Genomic DNA, 16,935 nt, shown 5'->3' with positions numbered 1-16,935 from the left:
ACAACATGCCAATCCATGCAGGCCTTTTCAATTATATCCTTCTGATTCTTCTGGCTATTTCGTGGGGATCCGTCAGGATCAGCCCTCCGCCGCCCGGCCCTTCTGCGGAAAGAGTCCGCGGGGGCGCTTCTGGATGAACAGGATGATGAAGACGAGCACCAGGATCTTGGCCAGCACGGCGCCGGCCCAGGGCTCGAGGACCTGGTTGATCACCCCCAGCGAGAGCCCGGCCACGAGGGTACCCCAGAGGTTTCCGACGCCGCCGAACACCACCACCATGAAGGAGTCGATGATGTAGTTCTGGCCGAGGTTGGGCCCGACGTTGGTCAGCTGGGAGAGCGCCACGCCGGCGAGTCCCGCCACGCCCGACCCCAGGGCGAAGGTCATGATGTCCACGCGGGTCGCCCGGATGCCCATGGAGCGTGCCATGGCGCGATTCTGGGTCACCGCCCGCACCTCGAGCCCCAGGCGTGTGCGGCGCATCACCAGCCAAAGGCCGGCGAACACCAGCAGCGCGAAGCCCAGCACAAAGAGGCGGTTCAAGGTCAGCGACAGGCCCTCGTTGATCATCAGCGAGCCACTCATCCACTCCGGGCTGACCACGGTGCGGTTGAGCGGCGAGATCACGGTGCGCACCAGCTGCTGGAGGATCAGGCTGACGCCGAAGGTGGCCAGCAGGGTCTCCAGCGGGCGGCCCTTGAGGAACTGGATGACCCCGCGCTCGATGGCGATGCCGGCCAACGCCGCCACCAGGAAGCCGGCGGGAATCGCCAGCAGCAGCGCCAGGCCGGGCTGGCCGGGCAGCAGCTGCTGCATCGCCCAGGTGGTGTAGGCGCCGAGCATCATCAGCTCGCCGTGGGCCATGTTGATGACCCCCATCACCCCGAAGGTGATGGCCAGGCCGATGGCCGCCAGCACCAGCACCGAGCCCAGCGACAGGCCGAAGTAGAGGGTCTCCAGGCCCCGGTTGAGCCTGAGCTTCTGCTCGATGTCGGCGAGCGCTACGTTCGCGGCCTGGGCGAGCGCAGGATCGTCGCTGCGCGCCGCCGAACTCAGGGCCGCCCGGGCCTCGCCGTTGAGGCTGCCGGCCAGCGCCTCGACCGCCGCCACCTGGCCCTGCTCGAGGCGATGGATCGCCAGCCCCTGGGCGAGCAGGCGGGCGACCTCGGCGTCCCCTTCATCCTCGAGCACGCCCTCGAGCGGCGCCACCATGGCCTCATCGACCTGCCCCAGCAGGTCGCGGGCGGCCTCGCGGCGGGCGCCGACGTCATCCACCCGCAGGTCGAGCACCGCCAGGGCACTCTGCAGCTGGCCGCGCAGCGCATTGTTGATGCCGATGCGGTCGAGCTCGCGGCGCGACATCTCGCCGAGGTCCTCGCCGGTCAGGGCATCGACCACCGGCCAGTGGCGGCCCCGGTTCTCGAGCACCACCACGAACTGGCCGGTCTCCTTGTGGCGCTGCAGCTTGCCGCCGAGCAGGGCCTCCAGCCAGCGGCGGCTGCGCGGGTCGCCGCTGTCGATGATGGCCTCGATGGCCTCGCCCTTGTCGGTATAGGAGGCGGTATCGAGGGGTTCGAGCAGGGCCTGGCCGGGATCGTCCTGCGCCTGGGCGGCCAGCGAGAGGCCGAGCAGCAGGCAGAGGCACAGCAGGCCCGACAGGCAGCGTGGGAGCATCCTCATGGGCGCGTCCTGTAAAAAGTGGAGAGATGGCGTATCTCGGTCAACCGGGCCGGCGCGTGCCAGGGCCATCGCTGCAGCCCACAGCGAGGGGCGCCGGGGACAAGCCGAAGAGGAGGTCCTACGCCAGGGATGGCGTCGGTAGCGTACAGGGAGGTATTCACAGCGCCTCCTCGCAGGCTTGTCGACGGAACAGCCCCGAGCGATATCGCTATCCGCGATAGCCCTGGCGAGCGGCCGGCCCGGTGGAACGTCGGCGAGGTTTATTCTGCGGGTGCCTCTTCCGCGGCCTGGCTGCCGCCGCAGCTGCCGCGCACCACGTTGTAGTTGCCGCACTCCATGGGCTTGCGCCAGTCGCTGATCAGGTCCTTGGAGCCTTCCAGGTAGTCGGACCAGGCATCGCCGGCCACGGTGGAGGGGGTCTCCCAGACGATGGAGAACTGGCCGTTATCCTGGATCTCGCCGATCAGCACCGGCTTGGTGATGTGGTGGTTGGGCATCATCGCCGCATAGCCACCGGTGAGATTGGGCACGCTGACGCCGATGATGGCGTCCTTGACCTCATCGACCTCGGTGGTGCCGGCCTTGCGTACCGCCTCGGCCCACATGTTGAAGCCGATGTAATGGGCCTCCATGGGATCGTTGGTCACCGCCATGTCATCGCCGGTGTACTCGATCCAGGCGTCGATGAAGTCGTAGTTGGCGTCGGTGTCGACGCTCATGAAGTAGTTCCAGGCGGCGAGATGGCCGACCAGCGGTGCGGTGTCGATGCCCGTGAGCTCCTGCTCGCCCACCGAGAAGGCCACCACCGGGATGTCGGCGGCGTCGATGCCCTGGTTGCCCAGTTCGCGATAGAAGGGCACGTTGGCGTCACCGTTGATGGTGGAGACCACCGCGGTCTTCTTGCCCTCGCTGCCGAACGCCTTGATCTCGGAGACGATGTTCTGCCAGTCGGAATGACCGAAGGGGGTGTAGTTGATCATGATGTCGGCGTCAGCCACGCCATGCGACTTGAGGTAGGCATCGAGGATCTTGTTGGTGGTGCGCGGATACACATAATCCGTGCCGGCCAGCACCCAGCGTTCCACACCGATGTTATTCATCAGGTAGTTCACGGCGGGGATCGCCTGCTGGTTGGGCGCGGCCCCGGTGTAGAAGACATTCTCCGAGGACTCCTCCCCTTCGTACTGCACCGGATAGAAGAGCAGGCCGTTGAGCTCCTCGACCACCGGCAACACGGACTTGCGTGATACCGAGGTCCAGTTGCCGAAGATCACATCGACCTCCTCCTGGGCCAGCAGTTCGCGGGCCTTCTCGGCGAACAGCGGCCAGTCCGAGGCCGGGTCCACCACCACGGCCTCCAGCTGGCGACCCAGCAGGCCGCCGTCGGCGTTCTGCTGTTCGATGAGCATCTCGACGGTGTCCTTGAGCACCGTCTCGCTGATGGCCATGGTGCCGGAGAGCGAGTGCAGGATGCCGACCTTGATCGGGTCTTCCTGGGCCATGGCGGGAACGGCCACCCCCAGGCTCAGGAGGGACGCGGCCAGCCAGCGGGGAGAACGGGAAGCGAATGACGGAATCATGGAAACTCCTTGCGAGCGATGTTGTTGTCGATGTGTCCAGCGCAGGAGGACATCGCGAACAATGCCTCTGGCATGTCATCGCAAGGGGTGTGCCACTTCGACAGGCTGCCGCGTTTTGCTCGGCAAATCAGTCTATTGGAAGAACCTCAACAAGGGACGGCATGCGCCGTCGGGCGCCTTCCGGGAGCAGGCGCCCGCCCTGCTGCTCCCTCATCGCCCGACACCATGGTGCAACGCACCACGATGATGCGCGGCGGTCGGACACGACACGGGGGCGCCGGCCTAGCCGGCGCCCCCGTGGAACGCACATAACGTGAAGGGTGGGCAGGAGACGCTTGGGTGCTCAGTCGCCCTCCGGGCCTCCCGTGCCGGTGGTGACCTTCATGCGGCGGCGCAGGAGCGGGCCGACGATGTAGGGCAGGATCAGCCCCAGGCCGGCGAACACCCACAGGCCGATGGCAAGCCCACTGTCCCACAGGATGGTCCAGTCGCCGTCGGCGATGTCCATGGCGTGGCGCAGGTTCTTCTCCATCTCCGGCCCCAGCAGCAGGCCGAGGATCACCGGCACCAGCGGGATCTCCAGCTTGCGCAGGACGTAGCCGCCCACCCCGAAGGCCACCATGAAGTAGAGATCGAAGGTGGTGTTGCTGATCGAGTAGATCCCCACGAAGGCGATCATGGTGACGACCGGCAACAGATACATCGGCGGCACCGAGAGCAGCTTGACGAAGATCCCGACCAGCGGAATGTTCAGGATCAGCAGCAGGAAGTTGCCGATCAGCAGTGCGGCGATCACCCCCCAGACGATGTCGGCGTTCTGGGTGAACATCAGCGGGCCCGGCGTGATGTTCAGCGAGATCAGCAGCGCCAGCAGCACGGCGGTGGTGCCGCTGCCCGGCACGCCCAGCGTCAGCATGGGCACCAGCGCCCCGCTGGAGGCGCCGTTGTTGCCCGCCTCTGGCCCGGCCACACCGCGCGGGTCGCCCTGTCCGAAGTAGCCCTTCTTGCCGATCACCTTCTTCTCGAGGGTGTAGCCGATGAAGCTACCCAGGGAGGCCCCTGCGCCCGGCAGCACGCCGGCGATGAAACCCAGCACCCCGCCCCGAATGCTCGACGGCAGAATGTTGCGGATGTCCTTCCATTTCAGCGTGAGCTTGTTGACGGCCATCTTTTCCTTGCCGCCACCGGCCTTTTCCTCGATGAAGAACAACAGCTCCGAGATGGCAAACAGCCCGACGATGGCGATGATGAAATCCACGCCCTCGTAGAGCTCCAGCACGCCGAAGGTGTAACGCTGCACGCCGGTGTTGTCGATGCCGACGGTGGCGATCATCAGGCCGATGGCCGCGGCCACCAAGGTCTTCATGGGGTTCTTGCCGGTGATGCCGCCCAGGGTGGCGAACGCCAGCAGGAAGAGCGCGAAGTACTCGGCCGGCCCGAAGGTCAAGGCGAAGTCGGCCAGCAGCGGCGCCAGCAGGATCAGGCCGATGGTGGCGATCAGGCTGCCGATGAAGGAGGCCACGGCGGAGATGGCCAGGGCCTCGGAGGCCTTGCCCTGCTGGGCCATAGGATAGCCGTCCAGGCAGGTCATCATGGCCGGCTCGTCACCGGGAATGTTGAGCAGGATCGAGGAAATGCGCCCGCCATACATGGCGCCGGCATAGACCGAGGTCAGCATGATCATCGCGGTTTCCGGGGCGAGCCCCAGGGTGAAGGCCAGCGGGATCAGGATCGCCACGCCATTGGCCGGACCCAGTCCCGGTAGCGCCCCGATCAGGGTGCCCAGGAAGGCGCCGAGCAAGGCGAACATCAGGTTGTGCGGTGCCAGGGCGACGCCGAACCCGTCCATCAAGAAGCCAAGCGTTTCCATCAACTCACCTCCAGGAACGACAGCAGGCCCAGCGGCAACGCCAGGTCGAGGGCGAAGTTGAACACCAGATACACCACCACACCGGATATTGCCCCGGTGGCATAGGCCTTGACCGGGCGAGACCCCATCCGCCAGCACAGGGTGCCCACGGCCAGGGTCGTGCTGATGATGAAGCCGAGCGGTTGCAGCAGCGCGGCGTAGAGGATCAGCACGACCACGGCGACGATCAGCTCGATGCCGGTGCGGCTCCAGGGCCAGGCGTTATCGGGGTCTGGCCGCACGATCATGTACAGGCTGGAAAGGGCCAGAACGGCGGCCAGCAGTCGTGGAAACGTTTCGGGACCGACGGCCTCGGTCCCGCCGAAGGGTTCGTTGAACTGAGTGGTGCCCCAGCCGTACGCGACGGCCAGGACGATCATCAGTATTCCGAAGATGCGATCATTGAAGGTCATTACTGAATCAACCCGATGTCCTTGGAGAGCTGCTCGATATCATCGATCTGGTCCTTGACGAAGGTCTCGAACTCACCGGCGCTCATGTGGAAAGGCATCAGGCCATTGTTGGTCATGACGTCCTTCCACTCCTGGCTGGCGTAGATGGTATCCATGGCGTCCACCCAGTACTGCTTCGCCTCGTCGGAGATGTCGGCCGGCATGTAGAAGCCACGCCAGTTGGGGCCGACGGCATCGATGCCTTGCTCCTTGGCGGTGGGGATATCGCTGTAATCGCCGGGCAGGCGCTCATCGGACAGTATTGCCAGTACCCGGAGGTCACCGGACTCCATGAAGCCCTGGGCCTCGGTGATGTCGCCGGTGAAGGCATCGACGTGGCCACCGATCACCTGGGTCAGAGCCTCACCGCCATTGTTATAGGAGAGGTAGGGAATGCGCGGCAGCTCGTCGACCTCGGCCGCCTGAGCGGCGATCAGGACCTTGAGGTGATCCCAGCCGCCCTTGGCGCTGCCACCGGCAAACTTGACGCTGCGCGGGTCTTCCTTGAGGGCCTCCATCAGCTCGGGCAGGTCATCGTATTCGGAGTCCACGGATACGCCGATCACGCCATAGTCCGCGCCCAGCGCACCGATCCAATTGACCATGTCGGCGGTCATGCCCGGAAACTGGCCCTGGGCCAGGCGCGTGGTGGTCGCGGTGGAAGCGGCGACCAGCAGCTGCTCATCGCCGGCCCGCTTGCTGACGGTGTGCGCATAGGCCACCCCGCCGCCGGCGCCGGCCATGTTGATGGTCTGCACGCTGCGCGGCACGATATCCAGATCTTCCATCACCTTCCCCACGCTGCGGCAGGTGAAGTCCCAGCCGCCCCCCGGATCGGCGGGTGCCAGGCACTCGACCTTGCCCTCGGGCTCGAAGGCGAAGGCGGTTGCGGCGGTGGTGGCGAGGGCAGTGATCGCTACCAGCTGGACGGGTCGCTTGAGGTTCATGGCGGGCGTTCCTCCTGACATCGGGCTTGTGAAGTCATTATGTGATGATCGGCTTGCGGAACCTGTCGGCCTTCCTTACAATTCTGTAAGGCAGAACATCGTTCCTCAGGACAGAAAGGTAGGCTTGAGCTCATGGAGCGTCAACGCCGCGGCGCCCGATTGCGACCAAAGTTCAAGGCCGCCGAGGTTCCATACCACCAAGGCGAAAGACATAACGGAGGCTCGATCCGCAGATGGCACAGGACCGCGTCGAGGCCGTGGAGCGCGCACTGACCGTGCTCGAGGCCTTCGACTCCGCGCAGGAATACTTCTCCCTGGCCGAGCTGGCCCAGGCCACCGGCTTCTACAAGAGCACGCTGCTGCGCCTGCTGGGCTCGCTGGCCCGCTTCGACTATGTGCAGCGCGATGCTCATGGCCGCTGGCACCTCGGCCATGCCCCGGTGCGCCTGGCGCGTCGGCACCTTCCCGGCCGGCATCTGGCGAGGCGTATCCAGCCCCTGCTGGCCCGCCTGGCGAGCGAGTCCGGCGAGACCGCGACCCTGCTCGAGGTGGAGGACGGCATGGCGGAGTGTCGCCTGGTGACGCTGCCCGAGACCGCCCTGCGCCATGACCTGCACCCCGGCGACCGCTGGGCGATGACGGAGGAACACGATCCGCGCCCGGCGCTGCCCGGCGGGACCATGGTGTGCCAGGCGCTGCCCGGCGACGCCCTCGAACCGCCGCGTTGGCTGGCCCTCTCGGGCCCGGCCGGGCGCCTGGATACGCGCCGCGCCAGGGCGGCGCTGGCGCATGCCGTGGCGAGACTGTCCGCCGAATCGGGAAAGGGCTCAACGGAGTCGGGGCCATGACGCTGCTGCTGGTGGAGGACGATGCCCTGCTCGCCGAGACGCTGGCCGAGACCCTGCGCCTGGAGGGCCACGAGGTCTGCCACCTCGATGACGGCAGCGCGGCGCGTGAGCGCCTGGCGGTGCCCGGGCACGGCGTGTCACTGGTGCTGCTCGACCTGAACCTGCCGGGCTGCACCGGGCTTCAGGTGCTGAAGGCCCTGCGTGACCATGACCGTGCCACCCCCGTGTTGATCCTCACCGCCCGCGGCGCCGTGGAGGACCGGGTGCGGGGCCTCGACCTGGGCGCCGACGACTACCTGGCTAAGCCCTTCGCCCTCGACGAGCTCGAGGCTCGCGTGCGCGCCCTGCTCAGGCGCCGCAGCCCCGCCGTCGAACTGACCGTGGGGCCCCTCACGTTCGACACCCGGCAGCAGCGCTTCACCCTCCAGGGCGAGCCGCTCACCCTGCCGCCCCGGGAGCAGCGCCTGCTCGCCTGCCTGATGCACCATGCCGGCACGCCGGTGGACAAGGCCCGGCTCGCCGAGGAGGCGTTTCAGGGCGACGCCATGGGCGACAACGCCATCGAGGTCTATGTGCATCGGCTGCGCAAACGGCTCGGCGATGGCGGCGTGGCCCTGCGCACGGTGCGCGGCCTGGGTTACCTCCTGGAGGCCCAGTGACGCGCGGCGACAGCCTCTCTCGCCGCCTGCTGGCCTGGCTGCTGCTGCCGCTGCTGGTACTGGGCAGCCTGATGCTGCTGCAGGCCTGGTTCGAGGCGCGACGCACCGCCGATCGCGCCTTCGACCGCCTGCTCGAGGCCGCCTCCCTGGCCATCGCCGAGCAGGTGCAGTGGCAGGACGACCGCCTGTGGCTCGACCTGCCGCCGGCGGCGCTGGAGATGCTGGCCACCGATGCCGAGGAACGGGTGTTCTATAGCCTGGTCGACCGCCGCGGCCGCATGATCACCGGCAACGCCGAGCTGCCGGGGGATGACCGCGAGGCGGTGTCGGACGACGACACCCTGCTCTACCGCGACATCGCCTGGCAGGGCCTGTCGCTGCGCCAGGGGGTGCGACGCACCCGCCTCGAGGAGTGGCAGCTGCGTGAGCCCTTCGAGGTGCGTGTCGCCCACAGTCGCGAAGGGCGCGACGCCCTGGCCGCCGAGCTGTGGCGGGCCAACCTGGCGATGATCCTGGCCATGGCGGCGCTGGCGATCGTCGCGCTGCTGCTGGCGATCCGCACCGCCCTGGCCCCGCTGACCCGCCTGCGCCGGGCGATCCGCAGCCGCGATCCGCGTACCCTCGCCCCCCTGGAGCTTCGCCTGCCGCGCGAGCTCGCCGAGCTGCGCGATACCGTCAACGAGCTGCTGGCCCGGATGCGTCGGGTGCGTGCCAACCAGGAACGCTTCATCGGCGATGCCTCGCACCAGCTGCGCACGCCGCTGGCGGGGCTGTCGGCCCGCGCCGAGCTGGCCCTGCGCCAGGACGACCCGGCCCGCTGGCGGGAGGCCCTGGTCGCCATGCAGGCCACCAGCAGCCGCACCGCGCGACTGGCGATGCAGCTGCTGTCGCTGACCCGGCTGGCCAACCCCGAATATCGCCCCGAACTCACGCCGCTGTCGCTCAACGCCCTCGCCCGGGAGGCGGTGCGCGAGCACTGGTCGGCCTGCCACCGGGCGGGGGTCGATCTCGGCGTGGAGACCGTGGCGGCCGACGTCGAGATCCCGGGCATCGACTGGCAGCTCGCCGAGGCGCTCGGCAACCTGATCGACAACGCCCGTCGCTATGGGGCACGACACGTCACGATCCGGGTCGGCGACCGGCCGCCGAGCCTCGCCGTCGAGGACGACGGCCCGGGAATCCCCCCTGCCCGTCGGCTACTGATGCTGCGCCCCTTCCACCGCGATCGCGACGACCTGGAGGGCTCCGGGTTAGGGCTCGCCATCGTCGACGGCATCGCCCGCACGCACGGCGCGCGTCTCGTGATGTCCGCAGGGCCGGGCGGCGCCGGGCTTCGCGTGACGCTGGTCTTTTCTGGAGACACGCCATGAGCCCCCGACGCACCTCGATGACCCCGTTCTCTCGCCTTGCCGGGCGCTGCCTGATCGCGTTGCTGCTGGCGCTCCCCTTCACGACCCACGCCACACAGAGTCTGCGCTACCCCGCCACGCCGAATGGCGACGCCGCCTCACCGCTGGTGATCCATGGCGCCCTGGACCTGCCCCAGGTACGGCCGCTGCTGGACGCCTTTCACCGCGACCACCCCCATATCGCCCTGCACTACCGCAACCTGACCACCCTGGTCCTGCATGAGCGCTTCCTCCAGGCGCCCGCGGAAGCCGACGTGCTGATCTCCTCGGCCATGCCCTGGCAGTACCGCCTGGCCAACGATGGCCAGGCGCAGCCGCTTGACACGCCGGCGGCCAGGCGCTGGCCGGCCTGGGCCCGCTGGCGCCGCGAACTCTTCGCCGTCACCTTCGAGCCCATCGTGATGGTGGTCAACGAGGCGATCATCGAGCGCTTCGGCGAGGTTCGCAGCCACGCCGACCTGCTGACGTTGCTGGAACGCCGGGGCGAGTCGCTGCGCGGCCGCGTGGTGACCTATGACCCGGCCATCAGCGGCGCGGGCTATACCTATGCCATCGAGGAGTCACGGCTCTCGCCGCGCTACTGGGAGCTGGTGGCGGCACTGGGCAAGGCCGAGGCCGCCCTGGCGGAGACCACCGGAGAGATGCTGGAGGGATTGATCGAGGGGCGCTATCTGGTGGGCTACAACCTGCTGGGCAGTTACGCCCAGGAACGCCTGGCCGACCACCCGCAGCTCAAGATCGTGGTGCCGGAGGACTACACGCTGGTCACCCAGCGCCTGGCCCTGATACCGCGCCAGGCGCCTCACCCCGAGGCGGCCCGGCGCTTTCTCGACTACCTGATCGGCGAGAGAGGGCAGGAGGTGCTGGCGCGAGACACGCCGCTGGGTGCCATTCACCCCTCGCTCGAGGGGCCGGGCACGGCGGCCGCACTGCGACGGCAGCGCGGCGAGGCGCTGCGCCCCATCACCCTGGGCCCCGGCCTGCTGGCGACCCTGGACGATCTCAAGCGAGAGGCGCTATTGACGCGCTGGCGACGCGAATTCACGCGCCGGGAGCGCCGCTGAGCGGTCGTTTCAGAGCGGCTCAACGGACGTAGGAGATCTCGACCGGCACGGTGCCGCGCTTGAGCATTCCGAGCGCCTTGGCGGCCCGCTTGGAGAGATCGATGATGCGCCCCTTGGCATAGGGGCCGCGATCATTGATCAGCACCTCGACCTCGCGGCCGTTGTCCTCCCGGCTCACCGTGACCCGGGTGCCGAACGGCAGCGTGGGATGAGCGGCCGTGAGGGCCTGCTGGTTGAAGGGCTCGCCGCTTGCCGTGGTGCGGCCCTGGAAGCGGTCGCTGTAGTAGGACGCCACACCCTGCTGGGTCTTGGCCTCGGTCTCGTGGGCCTGTCCCGTAGCGGCGTAGCCAACCATCAGCCACCCCGCCACGCAGCAGGTCAGAATCGATCGGGAGCGAATCCCCATGCGGTCACCTCATGACATACCGTCTTGCGCCGACTCTCGCGTCCAGCGATCAGGCGCCCTAATCAAGGGGCGGCGGCGAAGGGTGCTTGCCCTGCAGCCAACCCGAGCTGTTGGCCCGTGCCTGATCGAACCAGGCCAGCCGATCGTGCAGTGCCACGACACCGCCGACGACGATCAGCGTCGGCGGTCGGATAGTAACCACTTCGCCTGTCGGCGGCAACTTCTCCAGGGTACCGACGTGCACCCGCTGGCGTGCCGTGGTGCCCTGCTCGATCAGCGCCACGGGTGTCTCGGGCGCCAGGCCGTGGCGGCAGAGCTGCTCGCCGATCAGCGCCAGGCTGCCCAGGCCCATGTAGAACACCAGGGTCTGGCCGGGCCCCGCCAGCGTCGGCCAGTCCAGGTCGCTGCTGCCATTGCGCAGGTGACCGGTGACGAAGCGCACCGACTGCGCATGCTCGCGGTGAGTGAGCGGGATGCCGGCATAGGCCGCGCAGCCCGATGCCGCGGTGATGCCAGGCACCACCTCCACCATGATGCCCGCCTCGACCAGCGTCTCGAGCTCTTCTCCGCCACGACCGAAGATGAAGGGATCGCCGCCCTTGAGGCGAACGACCCGCTTGCCGGCCATGGCCCAGTCGATCAGGGCCTGATTGATGCCGTCCTGGGGCACGCTGTGCCGCGAGCGCTCCTTGCCGACATAGAGTCGGTAGGCCTCGGGGCTCGCCAGCGCCAGGATCTCGTCGCTGACCAGTCGGTCATGGAGGATCACCTCGGCAGCCTTCAGGCGTCGCCATGCCTTGAGGGTGAGCAGCTCCGGATCGCCCGGGCCGGCCCCGACCAGGCTGACACAGCCTTGAGGGAAGGCCGAGCCCGCCGGCAGCCCCATCGGCGCCTCGTCTCGCCCCGCCGCGTGCACGGAACCGGTTCTCATATTCCAATAACCTCAGTCATCAATGGCGATTTATTCATTATGGTAATTAACAGTCGCCACGGATACCACGACTCCCTCGGCACAAGGCTATAACCGCTGGTTTCATCGTCGAGCGTTGCCCCCTCCGCCTGAAACCAGATCGCCCCCGCGGGGCGGGGCGATCGGAACCGGCTCGGCGAAGACGCGCTCAGGAGCAGAGCATACGCCGCAGGCGGGGGCTTGCGAACTCGCCGAGCAGGGTCGCGGCCACCAGGATCGCCAGCAGCCAGGGCCAGTGCAGGCCGAATTCCACGCGGGTGATGCCCAGGGCATCGACGAAGATCATCAGGATCCCCAGCGGGCTGACGTAGCGCACCATGAACAGCCAGAGCGCATGCCAGACAGGCGACAGGCCGAGCTCTTCCCGGAAGGTGTCGCTTTTCAGCACGAACCCGGCCAGCATCACCATGCCGAGGCCACCCAGCGGCATCATCCAGCGCGAGGTCAGGTAGTCGAGCCAGTCGAAGAAGTGCTTGCCGGCCAGGGTCCAGTCGGCACCGACGTTGAAGGAGAGCATCGCCAGGGTGCTGATCAGCCACAGCACCAGGCCGGTGCCCCAGGAGGCGCTGCGCCGCGAGATGCCCTTGTTGTCGGTGAGCCACGAGACCGTGGCCTCGACCATGGAGATCGACGAGGTCAGCGCGGCCATGGAGAGCATCACGAAGAACAGGACGCCGAACAGGGTACCCATGGGGATGGCCTGGAAGGCCAGCGGCAGGCTCATGAAGATCAGGCCGGGGCCGCTGCTCGGGCTCATGCCGTTGGCGAAGATCACCGGGAAGATCGCCAGCCCCGCCATCAGCGCCACCACCGTGTCGGCCAGCGCCACGGAGAGCGTGGTACGCGCGATCGAGGTGGTCGCGGGCAGATAGCTGCCGTAGGTGAGGATGGCCCCGGAGGCCAGCGACAGGGTGAAGAAGGCGTGGCCCAGTGCGGCCAGCATGCCTTCGCTTGAGAGGCGGCCGGCATCGAAGGAGAACAGGAACTCGACCGCCGCCGGGAAGCCGCCGGAGAACACGCCATAGCCGATCAGCAGCAGCAGCATCAGCACCATGCCGGGCATCATCCAGCTGACGCTCTTCTCGATGCCGGCCTGCACGCCCTTGCCGACGATCACCATGGTCGCCACCGTGACCAGGGTGCTCCAGAACCCGAGATTCAGGGGGCTGGCGTTGTTGGCCGCGAAGATCGCCGCCATCTCATCGACGCTTGAGCCCGTAAGGCCGCCGCTCAGCATCTTCCAGAGGTAGGCGAAGGACCATCCCGCCACCACCACATAGAACGACAGGATCAGAAAGCCGCACAGCATGGCCATCCAGCCGAGCAGCGACCAGACCGAACCGCGGCCCGACTCGGCGACGAGGCGCCGCAGGGCGTCGACGGGGCTGCCACGGCCACGTCGTCCCAGGGCGATCTCGGTCATCATCACCGGCACTCCCACGGCGAGGATGCAGGCCAGGTAGACCAGCACGAAGGCGCCACCGCCGAACTCGCCGGTGATGTAGGGAAACTTCCAGATGTTGCCCAGGCCCACCGCGGAACCGGTCGCCGCCAGGATAAAGCCCCAGCGGCCGAGCCACTGGGTTCGGGGTTGTGCGTTCGTTGTCATATCACACCAGGATCACCGGAGTTCTTTCCGACACCGCGAGGCATCGCTACCAGGCGACTATTCTGACGGATTTTATCGTGATTGGGCAGACGCACGACCGATTGTGCTGCCAGTGCCCCTCAGCGCCTGACGAAAATGCGCTGCCGACGGCACACGCCGTAAGGGCCGCGCCGAGGGGCATCCGGCGGGTAAGGCGCCAACGGGACGACGCACCGCGCCGCGAGGGCATCCTGCAGGGCGGCGCGGACGCTCTCCGCCACAGGCTCCGACCCACGACTTGCCCCACGCTTCAAGCCGGCTGGTCTATGCTGGGTTCAACAGTGGCATTGGCGCGGCCCCTCACGCCGCGTTCGTCAGCCTGTTAGCCAGCACGCGCCCAGGAGGACACCATGACCAGTGACACCCGCATCGGACCGATCGCCCTGCCCGACACCCGCGCCAGACGCGTCGTCGAACGCCTGCTGAAGGGATCAGGCGTCACGCTCAACGGTGATGCTCCACAGGATATCCGCGTGCTGCATCCCGACGTCTTCTCGCGCATCCTGCACCAGGGCACCCTGGGCCTCGGCGAGACCTACATGGAGGGCTGGTGGGAGTGCGACCGCATCGATCAGATGGCCCATCGTATGCTGCTGCATGGCCTGGGACAGCATGCTCGCACGCCGTCGGAAAAACTCATGTACCGGCTGCAGTCGGGCTTTCGCAACCTGCAGAGCAGGACCCGAGCCTATATGGTCGGCGAGGTGCACTACGACCTGGGCAATGATCTCTTCGAACGCATGCTCGATGAGACCATGTGCTACTCCTGCGGCTACTGGAAGGAGGCCGATGATCTCGCCGCCGCCCAGCGGGCCAAGCTCGAACTGGCCTGTCAGAAACTCGACCTGAGACCGGGCATGAGGGTCCTCGATATCGGCTGCGGCTGGGGCAGCTTCGCCGAGCATGCGGCCCGGCATCACGGCGTGTCGGTCACCGGCATTACCATCTCCCGGGAGCAGGCGGCTCTCGCCCAGAAGCGCTGCGCCGACCTGCCGGTGGAGATACTGCTGCAGGATTATCGTGACCTCGACGGTCTCTATGACCGGGTCGTCTCCATCGGCATGTTCGAGCACGTGGGGCATCGCAATTACGCCACCTATTTCGAGACCATCCGGCGCCTGATGCCGCCGGACGGCCTCTTCCTCCTGCATACCATCGGCTCCAACCGCTCCGAGATATCGGCGGATCCCTGGATCCATCGCTACATCTTCCCCAACGGGACACTGCCCTCGGCCATGCATATCGCGCGCGCCAGCGAGAATCATCTGCTGATGGAGGATTGGCAGAACTTCGGCCCAGACTACGACCGGACGCTGATGGCGTGGCTCGCCAATGTCGACGCCCACTGGCACGAGATCGCCCCGCGCTATAACGAGCGCACCCACCGGATGTTTCGCTACTACCTGTCGGTCTGCGCCGGCGCCTTTCGCGCCCGCCATCTCCAGCTCTGGCAGGTGGTGTTCTCGCGTGGACGCGCGCGACGCTACGACGCACCGCGATGATCTCGGGCCAGACCGTCACCCCAAGATCGGGACACGGGCATATTATCCAAGCCTTATTGTCGGCAATCGCCTACACCCCAAGATGGATAGGCAATCCCCTAGCGAGGCGGCATAATGCCGACGACAAAAGCGATGCGCCACCCGATGAGCGCGTGCGACCGACCCAGCCACTCGCTGGGCAGGACCGATAACGACACTCGCTGTGCGCAGCTGGGATACAAGGACACCCGCATGCCCTCCAACGATGTCCTGCCGGATAGCATGCCTTCCAACGATGTCCTGCCGGATAGAGAGCTAGCAGATATCCCGTGGCTCCTCGAGTTGACCGAGCAGTTGCCCGGCGTGATCTTCCAGCTGCACCGTGCGCCGGATGGCCACTTGCACTTTCCCTACCTGGCCGGCCGCGGCACCGAGCTGAACGGCCTCGATTGGCACGATCTGTCACAGAATGCCCTCCCCGCCCTGGAACGCCTGGCCGAGCCAGACTACCCGCGGCTGATGGCCGTCATCGAACGCTCGGCGCGATCGGGCACCCCCATCGCCACCACCTTCCGGCTGCGTCTGCCCGGGAAACGCATGAGCTGGATCGCCGTGCGTGCCCAACCGCGCCGAGTCGACAGCGGCACGCTCTGGGTCGGCCTGATGATCGACATCAGCGAGCAGATGCTCGAGGAAGACCGCCTGCGCAGGCTCTCGGACACCGACGACCTCACCGGCCTGGCCAATCGACGCAAGCTGATAACGCGCCTCGACGAGGAGCTCTCGCTGAGTAACCGGCACGGCCTCCCGCTGTCGCTGATGATGCTGGATCTCGACCATTTCAAGTCGATCAACGATACCTGGGGTCACCTGCAGGGAGATCAGGTACTACGCGAGCTCGCCAGCCTCTCCCACGGTATCCTGCGCGAGGAGGACCTGATGGCCCGACTCGGCGGCGAGGAGTTCGCCGTGCTGCTGCCCTTGACGCCCGAGTCGCACTGCCGGCAGCTGGCGGAGCGGCTGCGCGAGCGAATCGCCGAGCATGATTTCGGCGTCGGGCACGGGCAGATCACCATCAGCATCGGCATCGCCGAACACCGCGTTGGCGACTCCCGTGAGATCCTCATGCAGCGCGTCGACGAGAGCCTGTATGCCGCCAAGGACAGCGGGCGCAATCGCGTGATGGCCGGCGTCTGCCCCCCTGAATCTCACGAGGGCGCGCCCCCCAGGTGATCGAGAAACCACCGAGCGGCGTGGGCCTCGACCCTTTCCAGGGTACCCGGCTCCTCGAAGAGGTGGCTGGCGCCAGGAACGATCAGCAATTCGCGAGGACAGCACAGTCGCGCCATGGCCTGCTCGTTGAGCCGGATGACCTGGGGGTCATGCCCGCCGACCAGCAGCAGGGTCGGCGCCCTCACCCGCGCCAGGGCCTCGCCGGCGAGGTCGGGTCGTCCGCCGCGCGACACCACCGCCCTCACCCGCGTCGGCTGATCGGCCGCCGCAATGAGCGCCGCCGCGGCCCCGGTGCTGGCGCCGAACAGGCCGATGCCGAGCCCCCGAGACTCCGGCGCCTCGGCGACCCAAGCCACCGCGCCGCTCATGCGCGACCCGATCAGCGCTATATCGAAGCGCAATGCCCGGGTACGCTCGTCGATCAGGCTCTCTTCCGGCGTCAGCAGGTCGAACAACAGCGTCGCCAATCCCTGGTCGGCCAGGTGGCGTGCCACCCGGCGATTGCGGCGGCTGAAGCGGCTGCTGCCGCTGCCGTGGGCGAACACCACGACGCCCGCCGGAGCCTCGGGCATCAGCAGGTTTCCCTCCAGGGCGACACCGCACGTCTGGATCACAAGATCATGCTCGGTCATGGACATGCTCCCTCCCA

Annotated in this window: 15 protein-coding genes; 6 read left to right on the top strand and 9 right to left on the bottom strand. The window is 67.3% G+C overall.

The window, feature by feature from the left end:
• Positions 1–78: 78 nt before the first annotated feature.
• The 5 genes from urtB to FEI13_RS13035 form a co-directional block, all read right to left on the bottom strand.
• Positions 79–1,680 (bottom strand): urea ABC transporter permease subunit UrtB, encoded by a 1,602-nt coding sequence (urtB, locus tag FEI13_RS13055; RefSeq protein ID WP_138181954.1) that lies wholly within the window; start codon positions 1,678–1,680, stop codon positions 79–81.
• A 260-nt stretch (positions 1,681–1,940) separates the two neighbouring features.
• Entirely contained in the window at positions 1,941–3,260 is a 1,320-nt protein-coding gene (urtA, locus tag FEI13_RS13050; RefSeq protein ID WP_138181953.1) for an urea ABC transporter substrate-binding protein, read from the bottom strand.
• Positions 3,261–3,603: 343 nt separating this feature from the next.
• Positions 3,604–5,130: a tripartite tricarboxylate transporter permease gene (locus FEI13_RS13045; protein ID WP_138181964.1), complete on the bottom strand. Its 1,527-nt coding sequence runs from the start codon at positions 5,128–5,130 to the stop codon at positions 3,604–3,606.
• Positions 5,130–5,582, bottom strand: coding sequence for a tripartite tricarboxylate transporter TctB family protein (locus FEI13_RS13040; protein ID WP_138181952.1), 453 nt, complete (start codon positions 5,580–5,582; stop codon positions 5,130–5,132). The genes FEI13_RS13045 and FEI13_RS13040 overlap by 1 nt, the downstream gene beginning before the upstream one ends.
• Entirely contained in the window at positions 5,582–6,568 is a 987-nt protein-coding gene (locus FEI13_RS13035; RefSeq protein ID WP_138181951.1) for a Bug family tripartite tricarboxylate transporter substrate binding protein, read from the bottom strand. Before FEI13_RS13035 ends, FEI13_RS13040 begins: the two co-directional genes overlap by 1 nt.
• A gap of 233 nt (positions 6,569–6,801) precedes the next feature.
• Between FEI13_RS13035 and FEI13_RS13030 the strand changes: the two genes are divergently transcribed.
• The 4 genes from FEI13_RS13030 to FEI13_RS13015 are packed head-to-tail and all read left to right on the top strand — an operon-like array spanning position 6,802 to position 10,548.
• Positions 6,802–7,416, top strand: coding sequence for a helix-turn-helix domain-containing protein (locus FEI13_RS13030; RefSeq protein WP_138181950.1), 615 nt, complete (start codon positions 6,802–6,804; stop codon positions 7,414–7,416).
• Positions 7,413–8,075 carry a response regulator transcription factor gene (locus FEI13_RS13025; protein ID WP_138181949.1) on the top strand — a complete coding sequence of 221 codons (663 nt, stop codon included), beginning with the start codon at positions 7,413–7,415 and terminating at the stop codon, positions 8,073–8,075. Before FEI13_RS13030 ends, FEI13_RS13025 begins: the two co-directional genes overlap by 4 nt.
• A complete protein-coding gene (locus tag FEI13_RS13020) occupies positions 8,072–9,445 on the top strand; it encodes a sensor histidine kinase (protein WP_138181948.1) in 1,374 nt (457 codons plus the stop codon). Before FEI13_RS13025 ends, FEI13_RS13020 begins: the two co-directional genes overlap by 4 nt.
• Positions 9,442–10,548 carry an ABC transporter substrate-binding protein gene (locus FEI13_RS13015; protein WP_240036518.1) on the top strand — a complete coding sequence of 369 codons (1,107 nt, stop codon included), beginning with the start codon at positions 9,442–9,444 and terminating at the stop codon, positions 10,546–10,548. Before FEI13_RS13020 ends, FEI13_RS13015 begins: the two co-directional genes overlap by 4 nt.
• A 19-nt stretch (positions 10,549–10,567) precedes the next feature.
• Here the strand turns inward: FEI13_RS13015 and FEI13_RS13010 are convergent, their stop codons facing one another.
• The 3 genes from FEI13_RS13010 to FEI13_RS13000 all read right to left on the bottom strand — a co-directional run bounded on the left by FEI13_RS13010 (position 10,568) and on the right by FEI13_RS13000 (position 13,533).
• Positions 10,568–10,954, bottom strand: coding sequence for a septal ring lytic transglycosylase RlpA family protein (locus FEI13_RS13010; RefSeq protein ID WP_138181947.1), 387 nt, complete (start codon positions 10,952–10,954; stop codon positions 10,568–10,570).
• A gap of 58 nt (positions 10,955–11,012) precedes the next feature.
• On the bottom strand, positions 11,013–11,840 hold the full coding sequence (gene cobA / locus FEI13_RS13005) for a uroporphyrinogen-III C-methyltransferase (protein WP_138181962.1): 828 nt from the start codon (positions 11,838–11,840) through the stop codon (positions 11,013–11,015).
• A 232-nt stretch (positions 11,841–12,072) separates the two neighbouring features.
• Complete coding sequence (locus FEI13_RS13000; RefSeq protein WP_138181946.1) at positions 12,073–13,533, bottom strand: sodium-dependent transporter; 1,461 nt, start codon at positions 13,531–13,533, stop codon at positions 12,073–12,075.
• A 389-nt stretch (positions 13,534–13,922) separates the two neighbouring features.
• On the opposite strand from FEI13_RS13000, the gene cfa reads away from it, so the two are divergent.
• Positions 13,923–15,074 carry a cyclopropane fatty acyl phospholipid synthase gene (gene cfa, locus FEI13_RS12995; RefSeq protein WP_138181945.1) on the top strand — a complete coding sequence of 384 codons (1,152 nt, stop codon included), beginning with the start codon at positions 13,923–13,925 and terminating at the stop codon, positions 15,072–15,074.
• A 231-nt stretch (positions 15,075–15,305) separates the two neighbouring features.
• Positions 15,306–16,286 (top strand): GGDEF domain-containing protein, encoded by a 981-nt coding sequence (locus FEI13_RS12990; RefSeq protein ID WP_240036517.1) that lies wholly within the window; start codon positions 15,306–15,308, stop codon positions 16,284–16,286.
• Here the strand turns inward: FEI13_RS12990 and FEI13_RS12985 are convergent.
• Positions 16,262–16,918 carry a dienelactone hydrolase family protein gene (locus FEI13_RS12985; protein WP_138181944.1) on the bottom strand — a complete coding sequence of 219 codons (657 nt, stop codon included), beginning with the start codon at positions 16,916–16,918 and terminating at the stop codon, positions 16,262–16,264. The two genes, FEI13_RS12990 and FEI13_RS12985, sit on opposite strands and share 25 nt — an antisense overlap.
• Positions 16,919–16,935 lie beyond the last annotated feature (17 nt).

The organism is Halomonas urmiana (assembly GCF_005780185.1).
Classification (GTDB): domain Bacteria; phylum Pseudomonadota; class Gammaproteobacteria; order Pseudomonadales; family Halomonadaceae; genus Halomonas; species Halomonas urmiana.
This window is presented reverse-complemented; position numbering and strand designations above follow the sequence as displayed.

Bases quoted from the DNA above. Each gene is read 5' to 3' on its own strand.
- urtA (WP_138181953.1), bottom strand. From the start codon at position 3,260: ATGATTCCGTCATTCGCTTCCCGTTCTCCCCGCTGGCTGGCCGCGTCC.
- FEI13_RS13010 (WP_138181947.1), bottom strand. From the start codon at position 10,954: ATGGGGATTCGCTCCCGATCGATTCTGACCTGCTGCGTGGCGGGGTGG.
- FEI13_RS13030 (WP_138181950.1), top strand. From the start codon at position 6,802: ATGGCACAGGACCGCGTCGAGGCCGTGGAGCGCGCACTGACCGTGCTC.
- FEI13_RS13035 (WP_138181951.1), bottom strand. From the start codon at position 6,568: ATGAACCTCAAGCGACCCGTCCAGCTGGTAGCGATCACTGCCCTCGCC.
- FEI13_RS13045 (WP_138181964.1), bottom strand. From the start codon at position 5,130: ATGGAAACGCTTGGCTTCTTGATGGACGGGTTCGGCGTCGCCCTGGCA.
- FEI13_RS13000 (WP_138181946.1), bottom strand. From the start codon at position 13,533: ATGACAACGAACGCACAACCCCGAACCCAGTGGCTCGGCCGCTGGGGC.
- FEI13_RS13015 (WP_240036518.1), top strand. From the start codon at position 9,442: ATGAGCCCCCGACGCACCTCGATGACCCCGTTCTCTCGCCTTGCCGGG.
- cobA (WP_138181962.1), bottom strand. From the start codon at position 11,840: ATGGGGCTGCCGGCGGGCTCGGCCTTCCCTCAAGGCTGTGTCAGCCTG.
- urtB (WP_138181954.1), bottom strand. From the start codon at position 1,680: ATGAGGATGCTCCCACGCTGCCTGTCGGGCCTGCTGTGCCTCTGCCTG.
- cfa (WP_138181945.1), top strand. From the start codon at position 13,923: ATGACCAGTGACACCCGCATCGGACCGATCGCCCTGCCCGACACCCGC.
- FEI13_RS13040 (WP_138181952.1), bottom strand. From the start codon at position 5,582: ATGACCTTCAATGATCGCATCTTCGGAATACTGATGATCGTCCTGGCC.
- FEI13_RS12985 (WP_138181944.1), bottom strand. From the start codon at position 16,918: ATGACCGAGCATGATCTTGTGATCCAGACGTGCGGTGTCGCCCTGGAG.
- FEI13_RS12990 (WP_240036517.1), top strand. From the start codon at position 15,306: ATGCCCTCCAACGATGTCCTGCCGGATAGCATGCCTTCCAACGATGTC.
- FEI13_RS13025 (WP_138181949.1), top strand. From the start codon at position 7,413: ATGACGCTGCTGCTGGTGGAGGACGATGCCCTGCTCGCCGAGACGCTG.